The 21,877-nt window shown below is 51.0% G+C and carries 22 protein-coding genes and 2 pseudogenes; 16 read left to right on the forward strand and 8 right to left on the reverse strand.

The genetic code is table 11. The annotated features are described in order from the left end of the window. The first annotated feature begins 4 nt into the window (after positions 1-4). From BBW69_RS04940 to ubiD, 5 genes are all read left to right on the forward strand, one after another. A complete protein-coding gene (locus BBW69_RS04940; protein WP_002222119.1) occupies positions 5-250 on the forward strand; it encodes an acyl carrier protein in 246 nt (81 codons plus the stop codon). A 74-nt stretch (positions 251-324) separates the two neighbouring features. Next, complete coding sequence (locus BBW69_RS04945; RefSeq protein WP_188210602.1) at positions 325-870, forward strand: hypothetical protein; 546 nt, start codon at positions 325-327, stop codon at positions 868-870. A 6-nt stretch (positions 871-876) separates the two neighbouring features. After that, positions 877-1,386, forward strand: coding sequence for a DUF2199 domain-containing protein (locus BBW69_RS04950; RefSeq protein ID WP_111727272.1), 510 nt, complete (start codon positions 877-879; stop codon positions 1,384-1,386). A gap of 7 nt (positions 1,387-1,393) precedes the next feature. Next, a complete protein-coding gene (locus BBW69_RS04955; RefSeq protein WP_111727271.1) occupies positions 1,394-1,678 on the forward strand; it encodes a hypothetical protein in 285 nt (94 codons plus the stop codon). Between the two features lie 43 nt (positions 1,679-1,721). Beyond that, on the forward strand, positions 1,722-3,200 hold the full coding sequence (ubiD, locus tag BBW69_RS04960; protein WP_188210603.1) for a 4-hydroxy-3-polyprenylbenzoate decarboxylase: 1,479 nt from the start codon (positions 1,722-1,724) through the stop codon (positions 3,198-3,200). 64 nt (positions 3,201-3,264) lie between these two features. Here the strand turns inward: ubiD and BBW69_RS04965 are convergent, their stop codons facing one another. After that, a complete protein-coding gene (locus BBW69_RS04965; protein WP_188210604.1) occupies positions 3,265-5,385 on the reverse strand; it encodes an AsmA family protein in 2,121 nt (706 codons plus the stop codon). Positions 5,386-5,659: 274 nt separating this feature from the next. On the opposite strand from BBW69_RS04965, the gene folP reads away from it, so the two are divergent. From folP to BBW69_RS05005, 8 genes and pseudogenes are all read left to right on the forward strand, one after another. Next, the gene (gene folP, locus BBW69_RS04970; protein ID WP_118783461.1) at positions 5,660-6,517 is read left to right on the forward strand and encodes a dihydropteroate synthase; all 858 of its coding nucleotides are present in this window, start codon (positions 5,660-5,662) and stop codon (positions 6,515-6,517) included. Positions 6,518-6,646: 129 nt separating this feature from the next. Continuing rightward, a complete protein-coding gene (glmM, locus tag BBW69_RS04975) occupies positions 6,647-7,981 on the forward strand; it encodes a phosphoglucosamine mutase (protein WP_188210605.1) in 1,335 nt (444 codons plus the stop codon). Between the two features lie 190 nt (positions 7,982-8,171). Then, a complete protein-coding gene (locus tag BBW69_RS04980) occupies positions 8,172-8,855 on the forward strand; it encodes a DedA family protein (RefSeq protein WP_107860264.1) in 684 nt (227 codons plus the stop codon). 281 nt (positions 8,856-9,136) lie between these two features. Further along, positions 9,137-10,129 carry an asparaginase gene (locus tag BBW69_RS04985; protein ID WP_188210606.1) on the forward strand — a complete coding sequence of 331 codons (993 nt, stop codon included), beginning with the start codon at positions 9,137-9,139 and terminating at the stop codon, positions 10,127-10,129. A gap of 7 nt (positions 10,130-10,136) precedes the next feature. Continuing rightward, positions 10,137-10,916 carry a TatD family hydrolase gene (locus BBW69_RS04990; RefSeq protein ID WP_188210607.1) on the forward strand — a complete coding sequence of 260 codons (780 nt, stop codon included), beginning with the start codon at positions 10,137-10,139 and terminating at the stop codon, positions 10,914-10,916. A gap of 104 nt (positions 10,917-11,020) precedes the next feature. Then, positions 11,021-12,097 carry a peptide chain release factor 1 gene (gene prfA, locus BBW69_RS04995; protein ID WP_188210608.1) on the forward strand — a complete coding sequence of 359 codons (1,077 nt, stop codon included), beginning with the start codon at positions 11,021-11,023 and terminating at the stop codon, positions 12,095-12,097. Between the two features lie 682 nt (positions 12,098-12,779). Then, a complete protein-coding gene (locus tag BBW69_RS10070) occupies positions 12,780-12,983 on the forward strand; it encodes a helix-turn-helix domain-containing protein (RefSeq protein ID WP_370628314.1) in 204 nt (67 codons plus the stop codon). Beyond that, positions 12,940-13,308 (forward strand): annotated as a pseudogene (locus BBW69_RS05005) (aminotransferase class I/II-fold pyridoxal phosphate-dependent enzyme); the annotation flags it as partial. The gene BBW69_RS10070 and the pseudogene BBW69_RS05005, both read left to right, overlap by 44 nt. A 50-nt stretch (positions 13,309-13,358) precedes the next feature. On the opposite strand, the gene BBW69_RS05010 reads toward BBW69_RS05005, so the two are convergent. The 4 genes and pseudogenes from BBW69_RS05010 to BBW69_RS05025 form a co-directional block, all read right to left on the reverse strand. Further along, on the reverse strand, positions 13,359-14,294 hold the full coding sequence (locus tag BBW69_RS05010) for a phosphatidate cytidylyltransferase (RefSeq protein WP_065243853.1): 936 nt from the start codon (positions 14,292-14,294) through the stop codon (positions 13,359-13,361). A 6-nt stretch (positions 14,295-14,300) separates the two neighbouring features. Next, positions 14,301-14,933 (reverse strand): lysophospholipid acyltransferase family protein, encoded by a 633-nt coding sequence (locus tag BBW69_RS05015; RefSeq protein WP_188210610.1) that lies wholly within the window; start codon positions 14,931-14,933, stop codon positions 14,301-14,303. A gap of 11 nt (positions 14,934-14,944) precedes the next feature. Further along, positions 14,945-15,550 carry a CDP-alcohol phosphatidyltransferase family protein gene (locus tag BBW69_RS05020; RefSeq protein WP_188210611.1) on the reverse strand — a complete coding sequence of 202 codons (606 nt, stop codon included), beginning with the start codon at positions 15,548-15,550 and terminating at the stop codon, positions 14,945-14,947. A 77-nt stretch (positions 15,551-15,627) separates the two neighbouring features. After that, a pseudogene (locus tag BBW69_RS05025) lies at positions 15,628-15,741 on the reverse strand (GTPase Era); the annotation flags it as partial. Here BBW69_RS05025 and BBW69_RS05030 point away from each other — a divergent pair. After that, on the forward strand, positions 15,737-15,937 hold the full coding sequence (locus tag BBW69_RS05030) for a hypothetical protein (protein WP_188210639.1): 201 nt from the start codon (positions 15,737-15,739) through the stop codon (positions 15,935-15,937). The pseudogene BBW69_RS05025 and the gene BBW69_RS05030 sit on opposite strands and share 5 nt — an antisense overlap. A 138-nt stretch (positions 15,938-16,075) precedes the next feature. Here BBW69_RS05030 and serS read toward each other — a convergent pair whose 3' ends face one another. Next, on the reverse strand, positions 16,076-17,371 hold the full coding sequence (gene serS / locus BBW69_RS05035) for a serine--tRNA ligase (protein WP_188210612.1): 1,296 nt from the start codon (positions 17,369-17,371) through the stop codon (positions 16,076-16,078). An 81-nt stretch (positions 17,372-17,452) separates the two neighbouring features. Here serS and BBW69_RS05040 point away from each other — a divergent pair, with 81 nt between their 5' ends. Together BBW69_RS05040 and parE are read left to right on the forward strand one after the other, a co-directional pair. Next, entirely contained in the window at positions 17,453-18,061 is a 609-nt protein-coding gene (locus BBW69_RS05040) for an RNA pyrophosphohydrolase (RefSeq protein ID WP_370628313.1), read from the forward strand. 68 nt (positions 18,062-18,129) lie between these two features. Beyond that, positions 18,130-20,115: a DNA topoisomerase IV subunit B gene (gene parE, locus BBW69_RS05045; protein ID WP_188210614.1), complete on the forward strand. Its 1,986-nt coding sequence runs from the start codon at positions 18,130-18,132 to the stop codon at positions 20,113-20,115. A gap of 112 nt (positions 20,116-20,227) precedes the next feature. On the opposite strand, the gene BBW69_RS05050 is transcribed toward parE, so the two are convergent. Beyond that, the gene (locus tag BBW69_RS05050) at positions 20,228-20,638 is read right to left on the reverse strand and encodes a ProQ/FINO family protein (RefSeq protein ID WP_107860273.1); all 411 of its coding nucleotides are present in this window, start codon (positions 20,636-20,638) and stop codon (positions 20,228-20,230) included. A gap of 91 nt (positions 20,639-20,729) precedes the next feature. Next, complete coding sequence (gene aroC, locus BBW69_RS05055) at positions 20,730-21,830, reverse strand: chorismate synthase (protein ID WP_107860274.1); 1,101 nt, start codon at positions 21,828-21,830, stop codon at positions 20,730-20,732. Between the last annotated feature and the right edge of the window lie 47 nt (positions 21,831-21,877).

The raw sequence follows: 21,877 nt of genomic DNA on the forward strand, positions 1-21,877 counted from the left end.
ACATATGACCGAACAAGAAATCTACCGGTTGTTGCGGGACACCCTGACCGAGTTGTTTGAAATCGAACCGGAACGGATTACGCCCGATACCAATCTTTACGAAGATTTGGAAATCGATAGCATCGATGCCATCGACCTGATTGACCGTATCAAGCGTGAAACCGGCCGCAAGCTGCAGGCTGAAGATTTCCGCAATGTCCGCACCGTCAACGACGTGGTACAGGCGGTATTGAAGATTCAGGCTGGCTAATCGGGTATTTCTAATTATTTTTCAGACGGCATGTTTTATCGGATGCCGTCTGAAAACGTTCGTGCGGATTCAAAATGAGACCCGGTTTTTTCGGACATATTTTTCTGACCGTATCGAGTATTGCCTATCCCGCTTTGTGGTATTACGGCAGGGAGGCAGGGTGGTTTGTCTGGCTGGCGGCGTCGATGTGCGGGTTGTGGCTTCTGCGCGCTCTGACTGTCAAATTTCCCCAACAGCGTTATACGGCTTTGTTTATTACACTGTTTTTTGCCTCAGTATTGGTGTTCGGGCGGCGTGATTCAATGTATTGGTATCCTGTCCTCGTTAATTTGATGATGTTGGCGGTGTTCGGGGGAAGCCTGTTTGCCAAACAGACGGTCATAGAAAGGCTCGCGCGTTTGCAACAGCCGGAACTCCCCGGGCAAGCCGTGCGCTATACCCGCTGGGTAACGCAGGTTTGGTGCGTATTTTTTATAATCAACGGGACGCTTGCCGCTTTGTTGGCCTGGTTGGGGCGATACGATTGGTGGGCGGTTTATACCGGCGTGATTGCTTATGTATTGATGGGGATATTGTTTGCCGGCGAATGGCTTTACCGCAAACTTGTTTTGAAAGTCTGAAACCTTATGCACACTTGCACTTCCTGCGGTGAAAAACATGAAGATATGCCGGCAATCGGTTTTGCCATTCCCGATCCCTATAATCAACTCAGTGAAGAAGAACGCATTGCTTATCAAGCAGAATGCGATTCTGATTTCTGCATCATCTGCTATCCCGACCAAACCGACCGTTTTATCCGCGCGGTGCTGCTTATTCCGATTATCGGGCATGAGGAAACGCTGGAATACGGGGTGTGGGTATCTGTCAGCGAAAAGAGTTTTAACGACTATCAAAGCCACTTTCACGACAATCCGGAAAACGTCGTTTATTTCGGCATGATATGCAACTGGCTGCCCCCTTATGAAACCGACACCTTCGGTCTGCACTGCAATGTCGTTACCCAGTCCGACAACCGACGTCCCCTGCTGCAACTTCATCAAAGCGGCGAACATCCGCTGGTACACGACTTTTATAACGGCATAGAATATGCCGAAGCGCAGGCAAGGATAGAGGCGGCATCCGGGGCAGACTATTAAGGACCAAATGACAAACCGCCCTCTATTGAACGAAACCATGCACAACGGCTCCCGCCTGTTCCTGCAACTGCCGCAAACCTGCCCGCCGTCGAGCCTGCTGCGGAAAATTGTCCATTTCGGCGGAATGCTTACCGACTTCGTATCGGATTGGGTTACGGGCGAAACGTGGATAGATTTCGGTTACAAGGGCTGGAAGTTCGGTATCCACAACCCATATGATGAATATTGTTTTTTTGCCGAAAACAACGAATGCCCTGAAGCTATATTGCAATCTATGATTCAGGCCGTCTGAAGTCCAAAATTCGGTTTTCAGACGGCCTCAAATGAGGATCAACATGAAATACAAAGACCTACGTGACTTCATCGCCATGCTCGAGCAGCAGGGCAAACTCAAGCGCGTCGCGCATCCCGTTTCCCCGCATTTGGAAATGACCGAAATCGCCGACCGCGTGCTGCGTGCCGAAGGGCCAGCGTTGTTGTTTGAACACCCGATTAAGCCCGATGGTACGCGTTACGATTATCCCGTGTTGGCAAACCTGTTCGGTACGCCCGAACGTGTGGCGATGGGCATGGGTGCAAACAGCGTGTCCAAGCTGCGCGAAATCGGGCAGACGCTGGCGTATCTGAAAGAACCCGAACCGCCCAAAGGCATTAAAGACGCGTTTTCCAAACTGCCATTACTGAAAGATATTTGGAGCATGGCGCCGAACGTGGTGAAAAACGCTCCGTGTCAGGAAATCGTGTGGGAAGGTGAAGACGTTGATTTGTATAAACTCCCGATTCAGCATTGCTGGCCGGAAGACATTGCGCCGCTGGTAACGTGGGGCTTGACCGTAACGCGCGGTCCGCACAAAAAACGCCAAAATCTCGGCATTTACCGCCAGCAACTCATCGGCAAAAACAAGCTGATTATGCGCTGGCTGTCGCATCGCGGCGGCGCGCTGGATTATCAGGAATTTCGTAAACTCAATCCCGATACGCCCTATCCTGTCGCCGTCGTGCTCGGCTGCGACCCTGCCACCATTTTGGGCGCGGTAACACCCATTCCCGATACCTTGAGCGAATACCAGTTTGCCGGACTGCTGCGCGGTTCACGGACGGAGCTGGTGAAATGTATCGGCAACGATTTGCAAGTGCCTGCCCGTGCAGAAATCGTGTTGGAAGGCGTCATCCATCCAAACGAGACCGCGTTGGAAGGTCCATACGGTGACCACACGGGCTATTACAACGAGCAGGACCATTTCCCTGTATTTACGGTCGAACGCATTACCATGCGTGAAAATCCGATTTACCATTCCACCTACACGGGCAAACCGCCTGATGAGCCTGCCGTTTTGGGCGTGGCGTTGAACGAAGTGTTCGTACCGCTCTTGCAAAAGCAGTTCCCCGAAATCACCGATTTCTACTTGCCGCCCGAAGGCTGTTCCTACCGCATGGCGGTGGTTAGCATGAAAAAACAATACGCCGGCCATGCCAAGCGCGTGATGATGGGCTGCTGGTCGTTCCTGCGACAGTTTATGTACACCAAATTCATCATCGTGGTTGATGATGATGTGAACGTACGCGACTGGAAAGAAGTCATCTGGGCGGTAACCACGCGCATGGACCCCGTACGCGACACTGTTTTGGTAGAAAACACGCCCATCGATTATCTCGACTTCGCCAGCCCCGTCAGCGGACTCGGCGGCAAAATGGGTTTGGATGCGACCAACAAATGGCCGGGTGAAACCGACCGCGAATGGGGACGAGTAATCAAAAAAGACCCTGCGGTTACGGCTAAGATTGATGAGATTTGGGGGGAATTGGGGTTGTAGGTTTTACGGTAATGCCGTCTGAAGCGCGGGGGTGTTTCAGACGGCATTTTTGTACGCAGGGTATTTACGGTTCTTTAGGTTTGAGCCACTGCCATTGTTCCAGCAGGGTATCTTCGAGGATTTTCTGTTTCTCTTTGCGCGAATTGATGCCGCCGGTCAGCCTGCCGTAATCGACGGTAATGGACGGCTTGTCCACCGTACCGGTGATTTTCAGGGGAATCGGTTTGTTTTTCGGATGGACGGCGTTGCGGATAAGGACATCTTCAGACAATTCCTGCGTATCCAGATTGGTATAGCCGTTGCTGGTAACATAGAGGCTATCGGAGAAGAGTTCGGTATCGATGTGGCGGCTGATGCCGTCTGAAATTTCGCTGTTGAGCGTGAATCGGTGGAAGGGTGTGCTGGGTACGGCATTGTCGGCAGTTTTGCCCGAAATGCCGTTTTTCAGGATATTGTCCATGTCGATACCGTGCCATGCGCCGTTGGAAATATTCAGCGACAGGCTGCCTTGAAGCGAGCGGATAAGCTCTTTTCGGGTTTCGCCGCTCGCGGTCAGGTCGATGACCGCATCGCCGTTGCCGCTGAAGCTGTGGAAGCCGAACAGGTCTTGCAGCAGCGGTTGGATTTGGATGTTGCTTGCATTCTGTTGCAGGCGGTAAGTGGCGGGACGGGTGTTGGCGATGCTGATGCCGCCTTCGGTATGGCCGCCGTAAAGCCCTGACTTGAAACGGCTGAGCGCAATATGGCCTTTGTCGGCGTGGAGGTAGGTTTCCATATCGTCCAGTTGCAGGCCGGGAAGTTGGACATTGCCGATTTTAAGGTGGGCTTCGATATCTCCGGACAGCCTGCCGAGGGTGTCGGGAAATATTTTGCCGTTTTGTTGTCGCACGTCGTCAAGATAGGGGGTCAGGTTCAATTTTTGCAGTGCGACGGCGGCTTCCAGGTGCGGTGCGTCTTCATGCGTGTATCTGAATTTCGCGGCAACGGTTTGGCGGTCGAACGAACCGTTGAATTCGGCATGCCACTGATGAAGGTTTTTTATGGACATCGAACCGTCGAGCCGGCTGATGAAACGGGGTTGCGGCAGGCGGTTGACGGTATCCTGAAGGGTTGATACATGCAGGCGCGGTGCCTCCAGACCGTTATTCCGGCTCCAAACCAATGGTGAACCGAGGGAAAAGTTGGTTTGAAGGCGGGGTGTTTTGACGTTGCCGGAGATTTCGGCGTTACCGATGTTGCCGATACTGGGGTGAAGTTTGGCCTTATCGAGTTTGAACGATCCGCCCCATTGGGAATTCCCGTCGTTGGTGGTAGCGGTAAATGTCCCGTTGACGGTTTCAATTTTGATGTTGTTGTTCCTGAGTGCCAGCGTAGGGATTTGGGCGGTCAGGTGGAGGTTGTGGAAGGCGGTGTCGGCACGCAGGCTGAGGTTGGCCGCATCCGGTCCGCCGGCGTTAAAACGGATAGTGGGGTTGCCGGTGGTGGAAACGGTAATGCCGTGCCCGTTTAGTGCGGTCTCGGCTTCGAAATGGAACGGTGAGATTTCGGGCGGATTGATGCCGTCTGAAATGAAAAGCCCTTTGCTTTTCCATGAGGCAGACAGGTTTTCGCTTGTCAGTATGCCCGAACTTTCAAACTGTTGTCCCGATGAAACGGGGGATTGCAGGTTGAGGCGGACTTCCTTCAGGGTAAACCGCTCTTGCAGGAAGTCGAGACGGACGGTGCTGTTTTCGATAATGATGCGGTTTACCGAGGCTTTGCGTTTTGGGTTGTCGATCAGGTCTTGGATGTTCCAAACGCCTTTCCCATCGCGCGTCAGGGTAAGTTCCGCACCCGAAACCACCCATTTTTCAACCTGTATCTGATCCGACCACAGATTTTTCCAGCTCAATCCGATTTTGGTTTCTTTGACGGAGACAGCGGTTCGGTCGCTGTCGGGTTCGGTAATGGTCAGGTTTTTCAGGATGACGGTCGGCCGGGGCAGAAGCCTGCGCTGTATATCCGCATCAAACGAGATTTTCCGGTGCGTATGGGCAATGCTTTGTTGGAGGTGGCTTCGGATGTTTTCAGGTGTGAAGATGCGATATACGGAAGCGTGCAGCCCGATTGCTGCCAAAAGCAGTATCGTCAGCACGGCTACCGCATATTTCAGACGGTATTTGTGGAAGACCGATAATAAATCCATAGCCTGAAAAGTCTGTAAAACACGCCACAGTATAACACGGCTTGTAGAAATCCTATTTTGTGCGGGCGGATTATCTTGTATAAAGGGGTAATGTCCATAAGCAGGCATACCGCCGGATCAGGTATCGCGGGTGTTGCCGCGTTTGCAGGGGCAGTGTATGTTTCATACGGCGGCGGATTCTGTAAGATACTTTTTTGAAATACCGATGCCGTCTGAAACGGACAAGTTTTGTTCAGATGGCATATAATTTGCTTTTTATTCAGGAGGCACGGATATGGTCGGATGCGTTTGGCAGGCAGGACGGTTTGAAATCGGTTTGGACAAACCGAAAATCATGGGTATCGTGAATCTCACGCCCGATTCTTTTTCCGACGGCGGCGCGTATTCGCAAAACGCCCAAACAGCTTTGGCGCATGCCGAACGGCTTTTGAAAGAGGGTGCGGACATTCTCGACATCGGCGGCGAATCGACGCGGCTGGGTGCGGATTATGTTTCGCCTGAAGAAGAATGGGCGCGGGTTGAGCCTGTATTGGCAGAAGTGGCGGGGTGGGGCGTTCCCGTTAGTTTGGACACGCGCCGCACGGTGGTTATGGAAAAAGCGTTGGCACTCGGCGGCATCGATATTATTAACGATGTGGCGGCGTTGACCGATGAAGGCGCGGTCGAATTGCTGGCGCGTCAGGCGGACACGGGCATTTGCCTGATGCACATGCAGGGTTTGCCCAAAACCATGCAGATTAATCCGAAATATCAAGATGTTGTCGGTGAAGTAGCGCGGTATTTGAAAGCGCGCTCAGCGGAATGTATCGCGGCAGGCATCGCACCGCAACGCATCATACTCGACCCCGGCTTCGGCTCCGGCTTCGGCAAAACCTTGCAACACAATATCGCGCTGATGCGGCATTTGCCCGAATTGATGGCGGAAACAGGTTTTCCGCTGCTCATCGGCGTATCGCGCAAAAGCACGATAGGCGAGCTGACCGGCGAGGCAAATGCGGCGGAACGCGTACACGGCAGCGTGGCGGCAGCGTTGGCTTCCGTAGCGCGCGGCGCGCAAATCGTGCGGGTGCATGATGTGAAGGCGACAGCGGATGCGTTGAAGGTGTGGGAAGCGTTGGGCATCAATCTGTAAACAGCGGTTCACATACTTCATGCCGTCTGAAAAGGACGGGGCGGCTTCAGACGGCATCAACGGTGCAGACAGCAAGGCATAAACTGACTGTATAATCTCGGACAACGGTTCATATTCTCGGAGCAACACATGGCAAAAAAATATTTCGGCACGGACGGCGTGCGCGGCGAAGTCGGGCAGTTTCCGATTACGCCCGATTTTGTATTGAAACTTGGCTATGCGGCGGGGCAGGTTTTGGTTCAGCACGACACCGACCAGAAACCGACCGTTTTAATTGGCAAGGATACGCGTATTTCCGGTTATATGCTGGAAGCCGCTTTGGTGGCAGGTTTTACCGCCGCAGGTGTCAACGTTATCCAAACCGGTCCGCTGCCTACGCCCGGCGTGGCTTATCTGACCCGCGCGTTGCGCCTGTCCGCCGGCGTGATGATTTCCGCGTCGCACAACGCCTATTCCGACAACGGCATCAAATTCTTCGCCGAAGGCGGCGTGAAACTTTCCGATGAAGTCGAGTTGGAAATCGAAGCCAAAATCGACGGCGAAATGAAAACCCAACCGTCCGCCCGTCTCGGACGCGCCCGCCGCATCAGCGGTGCGGACGACCGCTATATCGAGTTTTGCAAATCCACCTTTCCCAGCCATTCCGACCTTCGGGGTTTGAAGTTGGTTATCGATACCGCCAACGGCGCGGGGTACGGTGTCGCACCCAAGGTGTTTCACGAACTGGGCGCACAGGTCGTCAGCATCGGCGACGAACCCAACGGCTACAACATCAACGAAAAATGCGGTGCGACTTATACCAAGACACTCCAGGCCGCCGTTTTACAGCATGAAGCCGACTACGGCATCGCCTTAGACGGCGACGGCGACCGCCTGATGATGGTCGATAAAAACGGTAAGGTTTACGACGGTGACAGCCTGATTTACGTCATCGCCAAAGCCCGCGCCCGAGAAGGTATCAACATCGGCGGCGTGGTCGGCACGGTCATGACCAATATGGCGATGGAAATCGCCCTGAAAGAGCAGGGCGTCGATTTCTGCCGCGCCAAAGTCGGCGACCGCTATGTGTTGGAACAGCTGAACCAACGCGGCTGGCTCATCGGTGGCGAAGCCAGCGGCCATATTTTGTGCATGGACAAACACAACACCGGCGACGGCATTATTTCCGCGCTGCAAGTTTTGGCGGCGCTGCAAATCCTGAACCAAGATCTCGCCACCGTTTGCGCCGACTGGCAGCCGTATCCGCAAACTATGATTAACGTGCGCATCCAAAAAGGTCAGAAATGGCAGGAGGCTTCGAAAGACGTGTTGGCCGAAGTGGAAAAAGAACTCGAAGGCAAAGGAAGGGTTGTGTTGCGCGCTTCGGGAACTGAACCCGTCGTGCGTGTGATGGTTGAGGCACGACAGGCCGATTGGGCGCGCGAAGGGGCGGAACGTATTGCTTCCGCCATCGGCAGCATTTAGGCAAAATCAGGAAAAACCGTTTTCAGAACCGGCCGGTTTTCTGTTTAAATGCCGTCTGAACATGCGGAGGATGCGCGAATCTGCCTTTTTTCCGCTTTCAGACGGCATAATCTTTGATAGAATGCCTGCTTCATGTAGAAAATGTTTCGGTTTGTTCTGACTTTTTATCTCCGACAATGGAATATCCGCCATGTTTGCTTTTTTAGAAGCCTTTTTTGTCGAATACGGTTATGCGGCTGTTTTTTTTGTATTGGTCATTTGCGGTTTCGGCGTGCCGATTCCCGAGGATTTGACCTTGGTAACAGGCGGCGTGATTTCGGGTATGGGTTATACCAATCCGCATATTATGTTTGCAGTCGGTATGCTCGGCGTATTGGTTGGGGACGGCATCATGTTCGCCGCCGGACGAATTTGGGGGCAGAAAATCCTAAGGTTCAAACCTATTGCGCGTATCATGACGCCGAAACGTTATGAGCAAGTTCAGGAAAAATTCGACAAATACGGTAACTGGGTCTTATTTGTCGCCCGTTTCCTGCCCGGTTTGAGAACGGCCGTATTTGTTACAGCCGGTATCAGCCGCAAGGTTTCATACTTGCGTTTTATCATTATGGATGGACTGGCCGCGCTGATTTCCGTCCCTATTTGGATTTATCTGGGCGAATACGGTGCGCACAACATCGATTGGCTGATGGCGAAAATGCACAGCCTGCAATCGGGTATTTTCGTTATCTTGGGTATAGGTGCGGCCGTCGTTGCTTGGATTTGGTGGAAAAAACGCCAACGTATCCAGTTTTACCGCAGCAAATTGAAAGAAAAGCGGGCGCAACGCAAAGCCGCCAAGGCAGCCAAAAAAGCCGCGCAAAGCGAACAATAAAATCAAGCATCTAAATAGGTTGCCGATATTCAATAGTTTCCGTGTTTTTTAATCCACAAAGCGGTATCTTCCGTGTTGGGAACCTCACAAGGGATTCAAGCTTGTTGCGGCTCTCCTATTTTGTGAATAAAAATCCACCTGGAAAATCAAATATCGACAGCCCTTGGGTGCTTTTTCATTTGAAGGCCGTCTGAAAACCGTCCGTGCCGCCAAATTGCCAGCCAGCCTGAAATATAGTTAAATAAGCCGCATCATTATTTTCAGACGACCCGATGATGTCCATGAAACAAAAAATCTTCGTCCTCTACACAGGCGGCACCATAGGCATGACCCAAAGCAGCGAAGGCCTGCGCCCCGATACTGCACTGGTCAGCCAAGCCCTTTCCCCTTTTTCAGACGTCCTCGACTTCGAGTGGCACGTCTGCAATCCCTTGATTGATTCCTCCTCCGTCACCCTGCAACACTGGCGCGACTGGCTGGACATCATTGCCGCCAAACTCCCTTCATGCGACGGTATCCTGATACTGCACGGCACGGACAGCATGGCGTACACCGCCAATCTCCTTGCGCTCGCCCTGCAAGGCTTGGGCAAGCCGATTGTCCTGACCGGTTCCCAATGGCCTTACGCCGCCGAAAACAGCGATGCCCCGCGCAACCTCTCCACCGCCATTGCCGCCTTCAGCCTCAAGCTCAAACAAACCGTTATCGCGTTTGACGGTAAACTGTATCCCGCCGTCGGCAGCAGCAAAGTCAGCACCGAAACCGCCGCAGGCTTCGACAATCCGCATTTCGGCGCCATCGCCGAATGGGATGAAACACAAGGCTGGCACAATGTCCGCATCCCGTCCCAAGACGCGGTGGATGTTTCAGACGACCTCAAAATCCGCTATCCCGACCCACAGGCAAAAATCGCCGTCCGCACGCTTATCCCCGGCTTTGCGGTCAAAGAACTTGCAGACGGACTCGGACAGCTTCCCGCCCACGCCCTTATCCTGCAAAGCTACGGACACGGCAACACCCCCGCAGATGAAGGTTTCATCCGCGCCGTGCAAGACTTTACGCAGCAAGGCAAATTGTTGCTCAACATCAGCCAAGTCCGACAAGGCAGAACTGCCGCCGTTTACGCGCAAGGCAATGCGTTCCGCAACTCAGGCATCATCAACGGCGGCAAATGCAACCTCGAAACCGCCACCGCGCTCATGACCCTCGCCGTATCGCAAGGCTGGGGTGCGGAAGATGTAAAAAAAGAGTTGGTAAGACTGCAATTATTGTGAAATCGAAATGAACTTCACCGACACCCACTGCCATCTCGCCGATCCCGCCTTACGCGAAAACCTGCCGCACATTTTGACCGCAGCGCGGGAGGCTGGAGTAGGGCAGTTTATCGTTCCCGCGACTCGGCCGCAGGATTGGCAGGACGTGGAGGATTTGGCACAAAGGGCGTCCGAAAATCCGCTTTGGGGCAACATCCATATCGCGCTCGGCATCCATCCTTGGTTTTCAGACGACGTTTCCGAACCGGATTTCCGGCATTTGGAACAAGCATTGAAAGCACGTTCGACGGCATGGGTCGGCGAAATCGGCTTGGATTTTTACGACAAAACCCAAACGCCGCGGCAGCGCGAACGGCAAATCCAAGTCTTCAGCCGCCAGCTTGCCATCGCACAAACCCTGCGCCGCCGCGTGATTATCCATAATCTCAAAGCCACCGCCGACATCACCGCCGCCGTTAAACAGACAGGCTTTGCCCAAGGCGGCATCGTTCACGCCTTCTCAGGCAGCGCGGAAGAAGCGCGCGTGTTGACGAAACTGGATTTCAAAATCGGCATCGGTTCGTTGTTGCTCAACCCGAACGCCCGCAAAATACGCGAAACCCTCAAAACCTTGAATGACACCGATTTCGTCTTGGAAACCGACAGCCCGTTTATGCTGAAAAAGGAGATTAATACGCCTGCCAATATTCCGGGTATTGCAAAGATTGCTGCGGAAATCCGCGGAACCTGTGTAGAAGAGATTGCCAAGGTAACGGAGCGCAATGCCGATGCCCTGTTGGGACGGTAGGTTATCCATCTAAGATTATCTTTTTGAATATCCGGAAAACCTATTATAATAATCCAGTGTTGATGCCGTCTGAACATTCAGGCGGCGTTTGTTATGGAAGAATTATGAAGACGTCTATCTTAGAAAAACTACAACAACTCAGCGACCGACTGGAAGAAGTCACGCATTTGCTCGGTCAGCCCGAAGCTACGTCCGACATGGACAATTACCGCAAACTCACCCGCGAACACGCCGAATTGACGCCCGTCGTCGAAGTCTTCCAAAACTATCAGCTGGCGCAAAGCGACTTGGCGGATGCCGAAGAAATGCTGTCCGACCCAGAAATGAAAGACTTTGCCACCGAAGAAATCGAAGCGGCAAAAGCCAAAATCAACACGCTCGATACCGAACTGCAAAAACTGCTGCTGCCCAAAGATGCCGACGACGACAAAAACATCTTTATCGAAGTACGCGCCGGTACCGGTGGCGACGAAGCCGCGCTGTTTGCAGGTGATTTGCTGCGTATGTACAGCCGCTACGCCGAGCGTAACCGCTGGCAGGTTGAAATCGTTTCCGCCAACGAAAGCGAATTGGGCGGCTATAAAGAAGTCATCGCCCGTATTGTCGGACTCGGTGCGTACAGCCGTCTGAAATTCGAATCGGGCGGCCACCGTGTGCAGCGCGTCCCCGCCACCGAAAGCCAAGGCCGTATCCACACCTCCGCCTGCACCGTCGCCGTCATGCCCGAAGCGGACGAACTGGAAGACATCGAGTTGAACCCCGCTGACCTGCGCATCGACACCTTCCGCGCATCCGGCGCGGGTGGTCAGCACATCAACAAAACCGACTCCGCCGTCCGCATCACCCACCTGCCCACAGGCATGGTGGTCGAATGCCAAGACGGCCGCAGCCAACACGCCAACAAGGCGCAGGCGATGAAAGTCCTAGCCGCCCGCCTGAACGACGCGCAAAAACGTGAAGCCCAAGCCAAAGAAGCCGCCGAGCGCAAATCCCTCATCGGCAGCGGCGATCGCAGCGAACGCATCCGCACCTACAACTACCCACAAGGCCGCGTAACCGACCACCGCATCAACCTTACCCTGCACAAGCTGGATTTTGTGATGGACGGCGACTTGGAAGAAATCACTAACGCTCTGATTGCCGAACATCAGGCCGAGCTTCTGGCGGCAATGGGCGATTGAGTTTTGTGTTTGGGTAAAAAATGCCGTCTGAACTAAGTTTCAGACGGCATTTTTAAGATAAATCAACCAAATCGTATTTGAGAAATTTGTTTTTGCATATTGGCAGCAGATAGGAGAATGTTTTACGAACGCATATCTTTTTCCTGTTTGGAATGGTAGAAGTACAGATATGCCAAACCGACCGGTGCAATAAAGGGTGCGAAGAACCAACATAACAACATGGTAAACAGTTTGGTCAATAATAGAAGTATAGCATTGACGAAGAAAGTATTTTCACCAAGTATATAGTTGATTACGCTCTCATAAACAAATCGTGAATAGGGGTAAATAGGTTGGCAGAGAATGATTAGGAAAATAGTGTTTTTTGGAATACCTTGTCCTGCAGAGACGGTGGGTAGGAGCAATAGTCCACAAATCAGCAGACCAAAGATAAAATGACGTGTGTAATATGCAATAGATAGACCGCCAAAAGTTTTTTGTATGAAGTTCATAGTAATTTCTCCAAGATAGTTAGACAGATAGTGTTAAAATTGTGTCATTGTTCTGACAGGTTTACTAGCAACAGTCGGAGCAAAAAAAATGCCCGGCTGTGGGTAGGACTAACCGTATAGGGAAACAATTCATGGATGTGAATTGGAAAATCCGGATTATGCGTGAAATAAAGAATTGGACGCAGGAAGAAATGGCGGAAAAATTAGGCATGTCCCACAATGGTTATGCCAAAATTGAGAGGGGCGAAACCAAACTTTATTTGGAAAAGCTTAATCAGATTGCCCAAATATTTAATATAGATTTGTCAGATTTGATAAGCGATCAGGAGCATAATGTTTTTTTCTTATTAGCAGCACGCCATTCAAACGGCATTAGGTGGCTATCAAAGCATTAATGAATTTATTCAACCTGGTGGTCGTTTACTTGAACAACGTAATAAAGCCTACGAGTTGCTCACTCAAATCCCTGGTGTTAGCTGCGTAAAACCAATGGGGGCAATGTATATGTTCCCGAAACTCGACATCAAAAAATTCAACATCCATAGTGATGAAAAATTTGTGCTCGATTTATTACGTAAAGAGAAAGTACTTTTAGTACATGGTAAAGGCTTTAACTGGCACTCACCAGATCACTTCCGTGTGGTGACACTCCCTTATACAGGCCAATTAGAAGAAGCAATTGGCAAACTGGCACGATTCTTGGAAACTTATCAGCAATAATAAAAAAGAGCGGTTAATTAACCGCTCTTTTTTTATTTCATGATTTATGACTAAGCCCAGAAATAACGCACAACATGGAAGAAAATTGGCGCAGAGAAACAAAGCGAATCCATACGATCTAAAATGCCACCATGACCACTGATCATATTCCCCCAGTCTTTCACTCCCATACTGCGTTTCATTGCTGACATCACGAGTCCACCTAAGAATCCCATTAGGCAAATTAACATACTCATTAAAAACGCCTGCCATGCATTAAATGGTGTCATCCAATGAAGTAGCATACCTAATAAACTTGCGCTTAATACACCACCGACAAAGCCTTCTACCGTTTTGGATGGGGACAAGGTTGGCGCAATTTTATGTTTACCGAAGAGTTTACCCCAAACGTATTGCAACACATCGCTAGACTGTACTACCAAGATTAAAAAAATCATTAATAGAAGATTTTTTCCTTCATAACCTGAAATATCAAGTGTCAGTAAAGCCGGAATATGTGAAATACAGAATACACTAATCATCAATGCCCACTGAATTTTCGTAGAACGATCTAAGAAATTCGCAGGATCACCCAGTAATGCTGAAAGAATAGGTAAAAATAAGAAGCCATATACTGGAATGAAGATAGTAAACATACTAAACCAATCAATGGCGACTAAAAAATATTGCAATGGCAAGATCACATAAAAACAGGCTGCGAGTGCAAGATGATCGCCTCGACGAATATTCAATAGAGAAAGAAACTCACGCAATCCCATAAATGAAATAATCAAAAAGAGCACAATCACGCCATAAAAACCCAATAAGCTAGCAATAAAGATAATCCCAATCATCACCCACCAAGCATTGATGCGTGCATTCAGATTATCAATGACACTATTAGGGGTATCCACGCCCGATCTGCGTTTTAAAATATATCCCACGGTGGAAGCAAAAATTAAGGCGATAAATAAACCACCGAAGAGTTGCCATATTTCTGTCATCATTTACTCCTAAGATTTGCCTTTTTCACTGATGTTTAAACTTAATAATGCCGATTGAGCGCGTGTTAAAAATTCACCTTTAGTCTCATCTATCCCTATCTTTAATGGTTCACCGACATAAAGATCACATAACAACGGGATCGGTAAAATAAAGCCTTTTGGTAAAACATTATTCATATTACTAATCCAAACTGGGACAAATTCACAATCAAGATTTTCTTTTGCTAGATAATACAAACCACTTTTAAAGGGTTGAAGAGGCAAATCATCATCCGTTTTACGAGTTCCTTCAGGGAAAAGAATAAGCGAATCATTCTCCAATGCTTCCGTCATTTGTTGTATTGCCGCTTGTGGATCTTGGCTATTACGCTCAATCAGTAACATATTAAACACTTTATTGGCTAGAAAACGACGAATTGTACCTTTCGTCCAATAATCTTTGCCTGCAACAGGACGCGTTTGTTTTCTCACTTCATAAGGTAATGAAATCCAAAGTAAGATGAAATCACCATGGCTGTTATGATTAGCAAAATAGACACGATGCCCTTCTGAAGATTGTTCAGCTATCGCTGCTTGAGGTCGAACACCTGTAATAAAAGAGGCAAAACGACACAATAAAAAATCGATTAATCTCGCGATCATATTTACTCCTATTACTCCGCCACTTCCGCTAATCCATTTTTTACTCGCTTAATACAAGTCACGATGAGCAAGATAATCAGGATATTCGCTACCCACCAGAAAAGTGAATGCAAACTACCACTCACCGCATAGAGCAAACCGAGTACTCCAAACACAAACGCACGATCGCTTTTACCCATTGGGCCATCATAACGACGAGTTTTGCCTTGAACTTGCCCCAAAATGCCACATAACTCACTTAACGCGGCAAGCCAAATAATACTCGAGATTTGAATACCATCAAAAGGTGCAACAAAAGCAAAAGGAAGATAAAGTGCAGCATCAGAGACGACATCAGTAATTTCATTAAGATACCCCCCTAATCGACTTTTTTGATTAAATTCACGTGCTAGCATGCCATCAACAGCATTTAACGCCATACGCAAAAACAACCAAATAGGAATAAGGAAGAAAAGAGTGGAAGATGTCGGGAATAGTGCGAGAACCACACCTAATAAAATTGAAAGTAGGCAAGCAATTAGCGTAACTTGATTTGCTGTTACGCCTTTTGCTGCTAATTGCCTAACTAAAGGCCGAAGTAAATTCTGAAATTTTGGTTTTAAGGTATAGATACTCATCTACCATCTCCTTGTTTTTATTAGCAAACATAAAAATTTTGCTAATAATAGAATAGTATAGAGTATTATTCAAGTTTTTATTCGTCCATATACCCCAAACTTCTTAAGGCGCGTTCATTGTCCGCCCAACCAGACTTCACTTTGACCCAAAGTTCTAGGTGTACTTTATTATCAAATAAGCGTTCCATGTCAGCAAATGAAACGCATGACCATACCAGCGCCAATTATTACAGTAACGATAATACTGTAGGGTTCGAGCTTGAAAAGCTGAAAATGACTGTTCGCCACTTAGAGGAAATTATTATCCAAAAGGATAGGGAAATTGCTGCGCAAGGAGAAATTATTGCGTTGCTGAAGGGACAGAAAGAGGAGGTTGTCGGATTGTGAAATATGATATCGAAAGATTGTCTGAAGCCTTATTTATTGCTCGGTAATTTTCCCCAATTGGCATGAAGTGCAGGAAGATATTTAAAGGAATGCCGTCTGAACCAAGTTTCAGACGGCATTTATGTTCAGGGTTAAGGCTTATTTCACTTCCAACTTGGCAACTCCACCCATATAAGGCTGCAAAGCGGCTGGGATATTGATACTGCCGTCAGCGTTTTGATGGTTTTCCAAAACCGCGACCAGCGTTCTACCGACCGCCAAACCAGAGCCGTTCAAAGTATGTACCAAGCGGTTTTTGCCGTTTTCGTCTTTGAAACGCGCCTTCATGCGGCGGGCTTGGAAATCTTCGCAGTTGGAACAGCTTGAGATTTCGCGGTAGGTATTTTGCGCCGGTACCCAAACTTCCAAGTCATACGTTTTTGCCGCGCCGAAACCCATATCTCCGGTACACAGGGTAATCACGCGGTAGGGCAGTTCCAAGGCTTTCAGGATGTTTTCGGCATGACCGACCATTTCTTCCAGTGCGTCGTATGATTTTTCGGGATGAACGATTTGTACCATTTCTACTTTGTCGAACTGGTGCTGGCGGATCAGACCGCGCGTGTCTTTGCCGTACGAACCCGCCTCGCTGCGGAAACAGGGCGAATGCGCGGTCAGCTTCAGCGGCAGTCCGCCTTCGTCTAAAATGCTGCCTGCAACGGTATTGGTCAGCGTTACTTCTGCGGTCGGAATCAGATATTGCGTGGTTTTGGTTTCGTCGCCGCCACGGGTAACATGGAATAAATCTTCTGCAAATTTGGGCAGCTGACCTGTGCCTTGCAAGGTGGTGTCGTCTACGATATAGGGTGTGTAATGCTCGGTGTAGCCGTGTTTCAGCGTGTGCGTATCGAGCATGAATTGCGCCAGCGCGCGGTGCAGACGGGCGATTTGTCCGCGCATCACGGTAAATCGTGCGCCGGAGAGTTTTGCGCCGCCTTCGAAATCCAAACCCAAAGGTTCGCCCAAATCGACATGGTCTTTGATTTCAAAGTCAAATTTGCGTGGCGTGCCGACTTTGCGGACTTCGACGTTTTCGGTTTCGTCTTTACCGGCGGGTACGCTTTCGTGCGGCAGGTTGGGTATGCTCAACAACCATGCGTCCAATTCTTTTTGAACGGCATCCAAATCGGCGGCAGCCTGTTCCAAATCGGTTTTGATTTGAGCGACTTGATCCATGGCCGCCTGCGCCTCTTCGTGTCTGCCCTGACCTTTCAGTGCGCCGATTTGTTTGGAAATGCTGTTGCGCGAGGCTTGTAGTTCTTCGGTTTTCACCTGAACGGACTTGCGTCGTTCTTCCAGTGCGTCAAAACGTGCGGTATCAAAGTCATAACCGCGCCGCGCAAGCCGTTCGGCAACGGCGGCGGTGTTGCTGCGGAGCAATTGGATATCTAACATGGTCTGATTCCCGAATTAATTTGAAACGTATTATTGTAAACCAAATTTAAGATATTTTCCCGAATCCGTCTGTGTTTCGACATGTTTGAACCCTATCGTCCGATTTGTCAAAACCGTCCGATTTGTGGGAAAATCCCAAGATTGAATTTAACGGAGGGCGACACCGTGTTGGACAGAGAAGGCTATCGCCCCAATGTCGGTATCATCTTAATCAACAACCGCAACGAGGTCTTTTGGGGCAAGCGCGTACGCGAACATTCATGGCAGTTTCCGCAAGGCGGCATCAAGCCGGGCGAAAGCCCTGAAACCGCCATGTACCGCGAGTTGTACGAAGAAGTCGGGCTGCTGCCACAACACGTCAAAATCGTCGGGCGGACGCGCGACTGGCTGCGTTACGACGTGCCGAACAACTGGGTGCGCCGCGAATGGCGCGGATCCTATCGCGGACAAAAACAGATTTGGTATCTTTTGCGTTTGGTCGGCCGTGACAGCGATGTCAACCTCCGCGCCTGCCACCATCCCGAATTTGACGGTTGGCGTTGGCACCAATATTGGGCTCCCGTTGACGAAGTAATTGATTTCAAACGAGACGTTTACTTGGGGGCATTGGAAGAACTCTCTTCCCGCTTCCTGCGCGGCATGGAAAGCTACGAAGACTTTATCCGTCGCAATCCAATAGAAAACCTATAATCCAAACGCTTTCAGGCCGTCTGAAAGCGTTGTTTTTCATCCTTTCAGACGGCCTTTACATTATTCCTATGACTAAAAACACCCAATACAGCGAATCCAGCATTACCGTCCTCAAAGGCTTGGAACCGGTCAAAGAACGTCCCGGTATGTACACCCGCACCGACAGCCCGACACACATCTGCCAAGAAGTCATCGACAACGCGGCGGACGAGGCATTGGGCGGTTTCGCCACTGAAATCGACGTGCGCATCCACGACGATGGTTCGCTTTCCGTATACGACAACGGACGCGGCATTCCCGTCGGGCTGCACCCTGTCGAAGGCGTGCCCGTGGTCGAACTCGTGTTTACCCGTCTGCACGCGGGCGGCAAGTTCAACAAAAAAGACGGCGGCAGCGCGTATGCCTTTTCAGGCGGCCTGCACGGCGTGGGCGTATCCGTCACCAACGCCCTTTCCACCCGCCTTGAAGTCACCGTCAAACGCGAAGGCAAAATCCACCGCATCGTGTTTGCCGGCGGCGACGTGGTCGAACCGTTGGCGGAAGTGGGCAAATGCGCCGTCAAAGACAGCGGCACCGAAGTGCGCGTCTGGCCGGACGGCAAATATTTTGAAAGCCCGAATTACAGCATTCCCGAACTCGAACGCCTGCTGCGCGCCAAAGCCGTGCTGCTGCCGGGCGTGCGCGTTTCCCTGACCCGTCCGGTCAAAGGCGAAGATGAAGCGCACACCCAAACCTGGCACTACCCCGACGGTCTGAAAAGCTATCTGACCGACCTCATTGCCGACGCGCAGGAAGCCGTACCGCTGTTCTCCTGTGAAAACTACATTTCAGACGACCACAACGGCGATTTCAGCATCGGCGAAGGCGCCGCGTTTGCCCTGACCTGGCTAGAAGAAGGTTCGTGCACCAATGAAAGCTACGTCAACCTCATTCCCACCCCGCTGGGCGGCACGCACGAAGCAGGCTTGAAACAAGTCGTGTTCAACGCCGTCAACAATTTCATCAACCTGCACAACCTCCTACCGCGCGGAGTAAAAGTGCAGAGCGACGACGTGTTCAACAAAACCGCCTTCGTCCTCTCCGCCCGCGTCCTCGACCCGCAGTTCCAAGGTCAGACCAAAGACAAACTGACCAACCGCGACGCGTTGAAACTCGTTGCCGCCGTATCGGGCGACCCTTTGGAATTGTGGCTGAACCAAAACGTGGACTTCGGCAAAAAAATTGCCGAACTCGCCATCCGCCAAGCACAGGCGCGGATGCGTTCGGTTAAAAAAATCGAAAAGAAAAAAGGCAGCGGCGTCGCCGTCCTGCCCGGTAAACTGACCGACTGCGAAAGCGAAGACATCCGCGAAAACGAACTTTTCCTCGTCGAAGGCGATTCCGCCGGCGGCTCCGCCAAACTCGCCCGCGACAAAGCCACCCAAGCCATCCTGCCCCTGCGCGGCAAAGTGCTCAACAGCTTTGAAGTCCACCCCGACCAACTCTTCGGCAACGCCGAAATCCACGACATTTCCGTTGCCATCGGCGTCGATCCGCACGGCATTAACGACAATCCCGATTTAAGCGGTCTGCGCTACGGCAAAATCGCTATCCTGTCCGATGCCGACGTGGACGGCTCGCATATTCAAGTTTTGCTACTGACCCTGTTCTACCGCCACTTTCCGAAACTGGTCGCCGACGGACACATCTACGTCGCCCAGCCGCCGCTGTTCCGCGTCGATGTCAACGCACAAGGTAAAAGCAAACCCGTCCGCAAATTCTACGCCCTCGACCAAAACGAACTCGACAGCATTTTAGAGCGACTGCAAAAAGAAGGTGTCAAAGAAACCGCCTATTCCATCAGCCGTTTCAAAGGCTTGGGCGAGATGAACCCTGACCAGCTCAAAGACACCACCATGCACCCCGACACCCGCCGCCTGTTGCAGGTACAAATCCCCGAGGGCGCGGATGACGAAACACGCGATATCTTCGTCAAACTGATGGGCAAAGGAGAAGCCGCCGCCCGCCGCGCATGGATGGAACGGGAAGGCGATACGGCTCAATTGGATATTTAACTGGTTGGCAGAAAATAAGGATAAAACACTGTATAAACAAGCTATTTGAGTCAATGTGAAAAATGCCGTCTGAAAACCAATCAGGTTTCAGACGGCATTTTATTCGGATAGCTTATTCTGCTGCGGAAGGTTCTGCCGCTTCTGCTGCCGGTGTAGCGGTTTCAGCCTGTTTTTGTAAAGCTTGTTGTACGAAAGGATGATTTTGCGCGATGTTTTGCTCTTCAGGAGTAACCTCGCCTTTAAAGCGGTTGTTCAGGTCGAAGCGTTTACCTCCGCGCGCCAATGCTTTCAGATAGCGCGGACGGCGGCAGTGGTTGGCGAGGACGCGTGCAATAAGTGTAGGATCGTATTGGGGCAGCGCGGTAATCAAGTCTTGGTCGATACCGAGTGCCAACGGTTTAAATCGTTTGAATACATCGTATTTGCCGTAGATATGGTCGGCAATCATTTCTGTCTGTTTCTTTTTGCTCATGGTTTGGACTGCAGATTTCAGTGCTGCGCCCAAAGCGGTTTCTTGTGTCATTTCAGTTGCATTCCTCTAAACAAACCCGTGCGTCAAGGCTGCACGGCAATGCTCGATATTCTATTATAAAGTCTGTGTTTTGGCTAAATTTTTATTTGTTTGAAAGGGTAATGTCGGGCGTATTAACCTGAACGTCGGCATTTTGCGCGCGATGGCGCAGGGCGTGGTCGATGAGGACTAACGCGAGCATGGCTTCGGCGATGGGGGTGGCACGCAGTCCGACGCAGGGGTCGTGTCTGCCGTGGGTGGCAAGTTCGACGGGGTCGCCGTTGATGTCGATGCTGCGGCGCGGTGTGGCGATGGAGCTGGTGGGTTTGATGGCGATATTGACGTGGATGTCTTGTCCGGTGCTGATGCCGCCGAGGATGCCGCCTGAGTGGTTGGACAGGAAGCCTTGCGGGGTGAGTTCGTCGCCGTGTTCGCTGCCGCGTTGGACAACGCTGCCGAAGCCCGCGCCGATTTCCACGCCTTTGACGGCGTTGATGCCCATCATGGCGTAGGCGATTTCGGCATCGAGGCGGTCAAAAACGGGTTCGCCCAAGCCGACGGGGACATTGGCGGCTTCGATATGCAGCTTCGCGCCGACGGAATCCAAGGATTTGCGCACGCTGTCCATATAGTTTTCCAGCTCGGCAATTTGGCTTTGGTTGGCGGCGAAGAAGGGATTTTGGGAAATGTGTTTGCAGCCTTCAAACTGAATTTCTTTTTCGCCGACTTGGGTAACGTAGGCGGTGATTTCCGTGCCGAATTTTTCTTTCAACCATTTTTTGGCAACGGCTCCGGCGGCAACGCGGGCGGCGGTTTCACGGGCGGAGCTTCTGCCGCCGCCGCGATAATCGCGCGTGCCGTATTTGTGCCAGTAGGTATAGTCGGCATGGCCGGGACGGAAGCCGGTGGCGATGTTGCCGTAGTCTTTGCTGCGTTGGTCGGTATTGCGGATTAAGAGGGCGATGGGTGTGCCGGTGGTTTTGCCTTCGAAGACACCGGAGAGGATTTCTACTTGGTCGGCTTCGCGGCGTTGGGTAACGTGGCGGCTAGTGCCGGGTTTGCGCCGGTCGAGGTCGGCTTGGATGTCTGACTCGGTTAAGGCCAGTCCGGGCGGGCAGCCGTCGATGATGCAGCCCAAACCTGCGCCGTGGCTTTCGCCGAAGGTGGTAACGGTGAAGAGTTGTCCGAAAGTGTTGCCTGCCATGTTTTCCCTCTGTGGACGGTATGTTGGAGACAGCGGATTTTAGCATA

Source organism: Neisseria sp. RH3002v2f, assembly GCF_014596375.1.
Taxonomy (GTDB): domain Bacteria; phylum Pseudomonadota; class Gammaproteobacteria; order Burkholderiales; family Neisseriaceae; genus Neisseria; species Neisseria cinerea.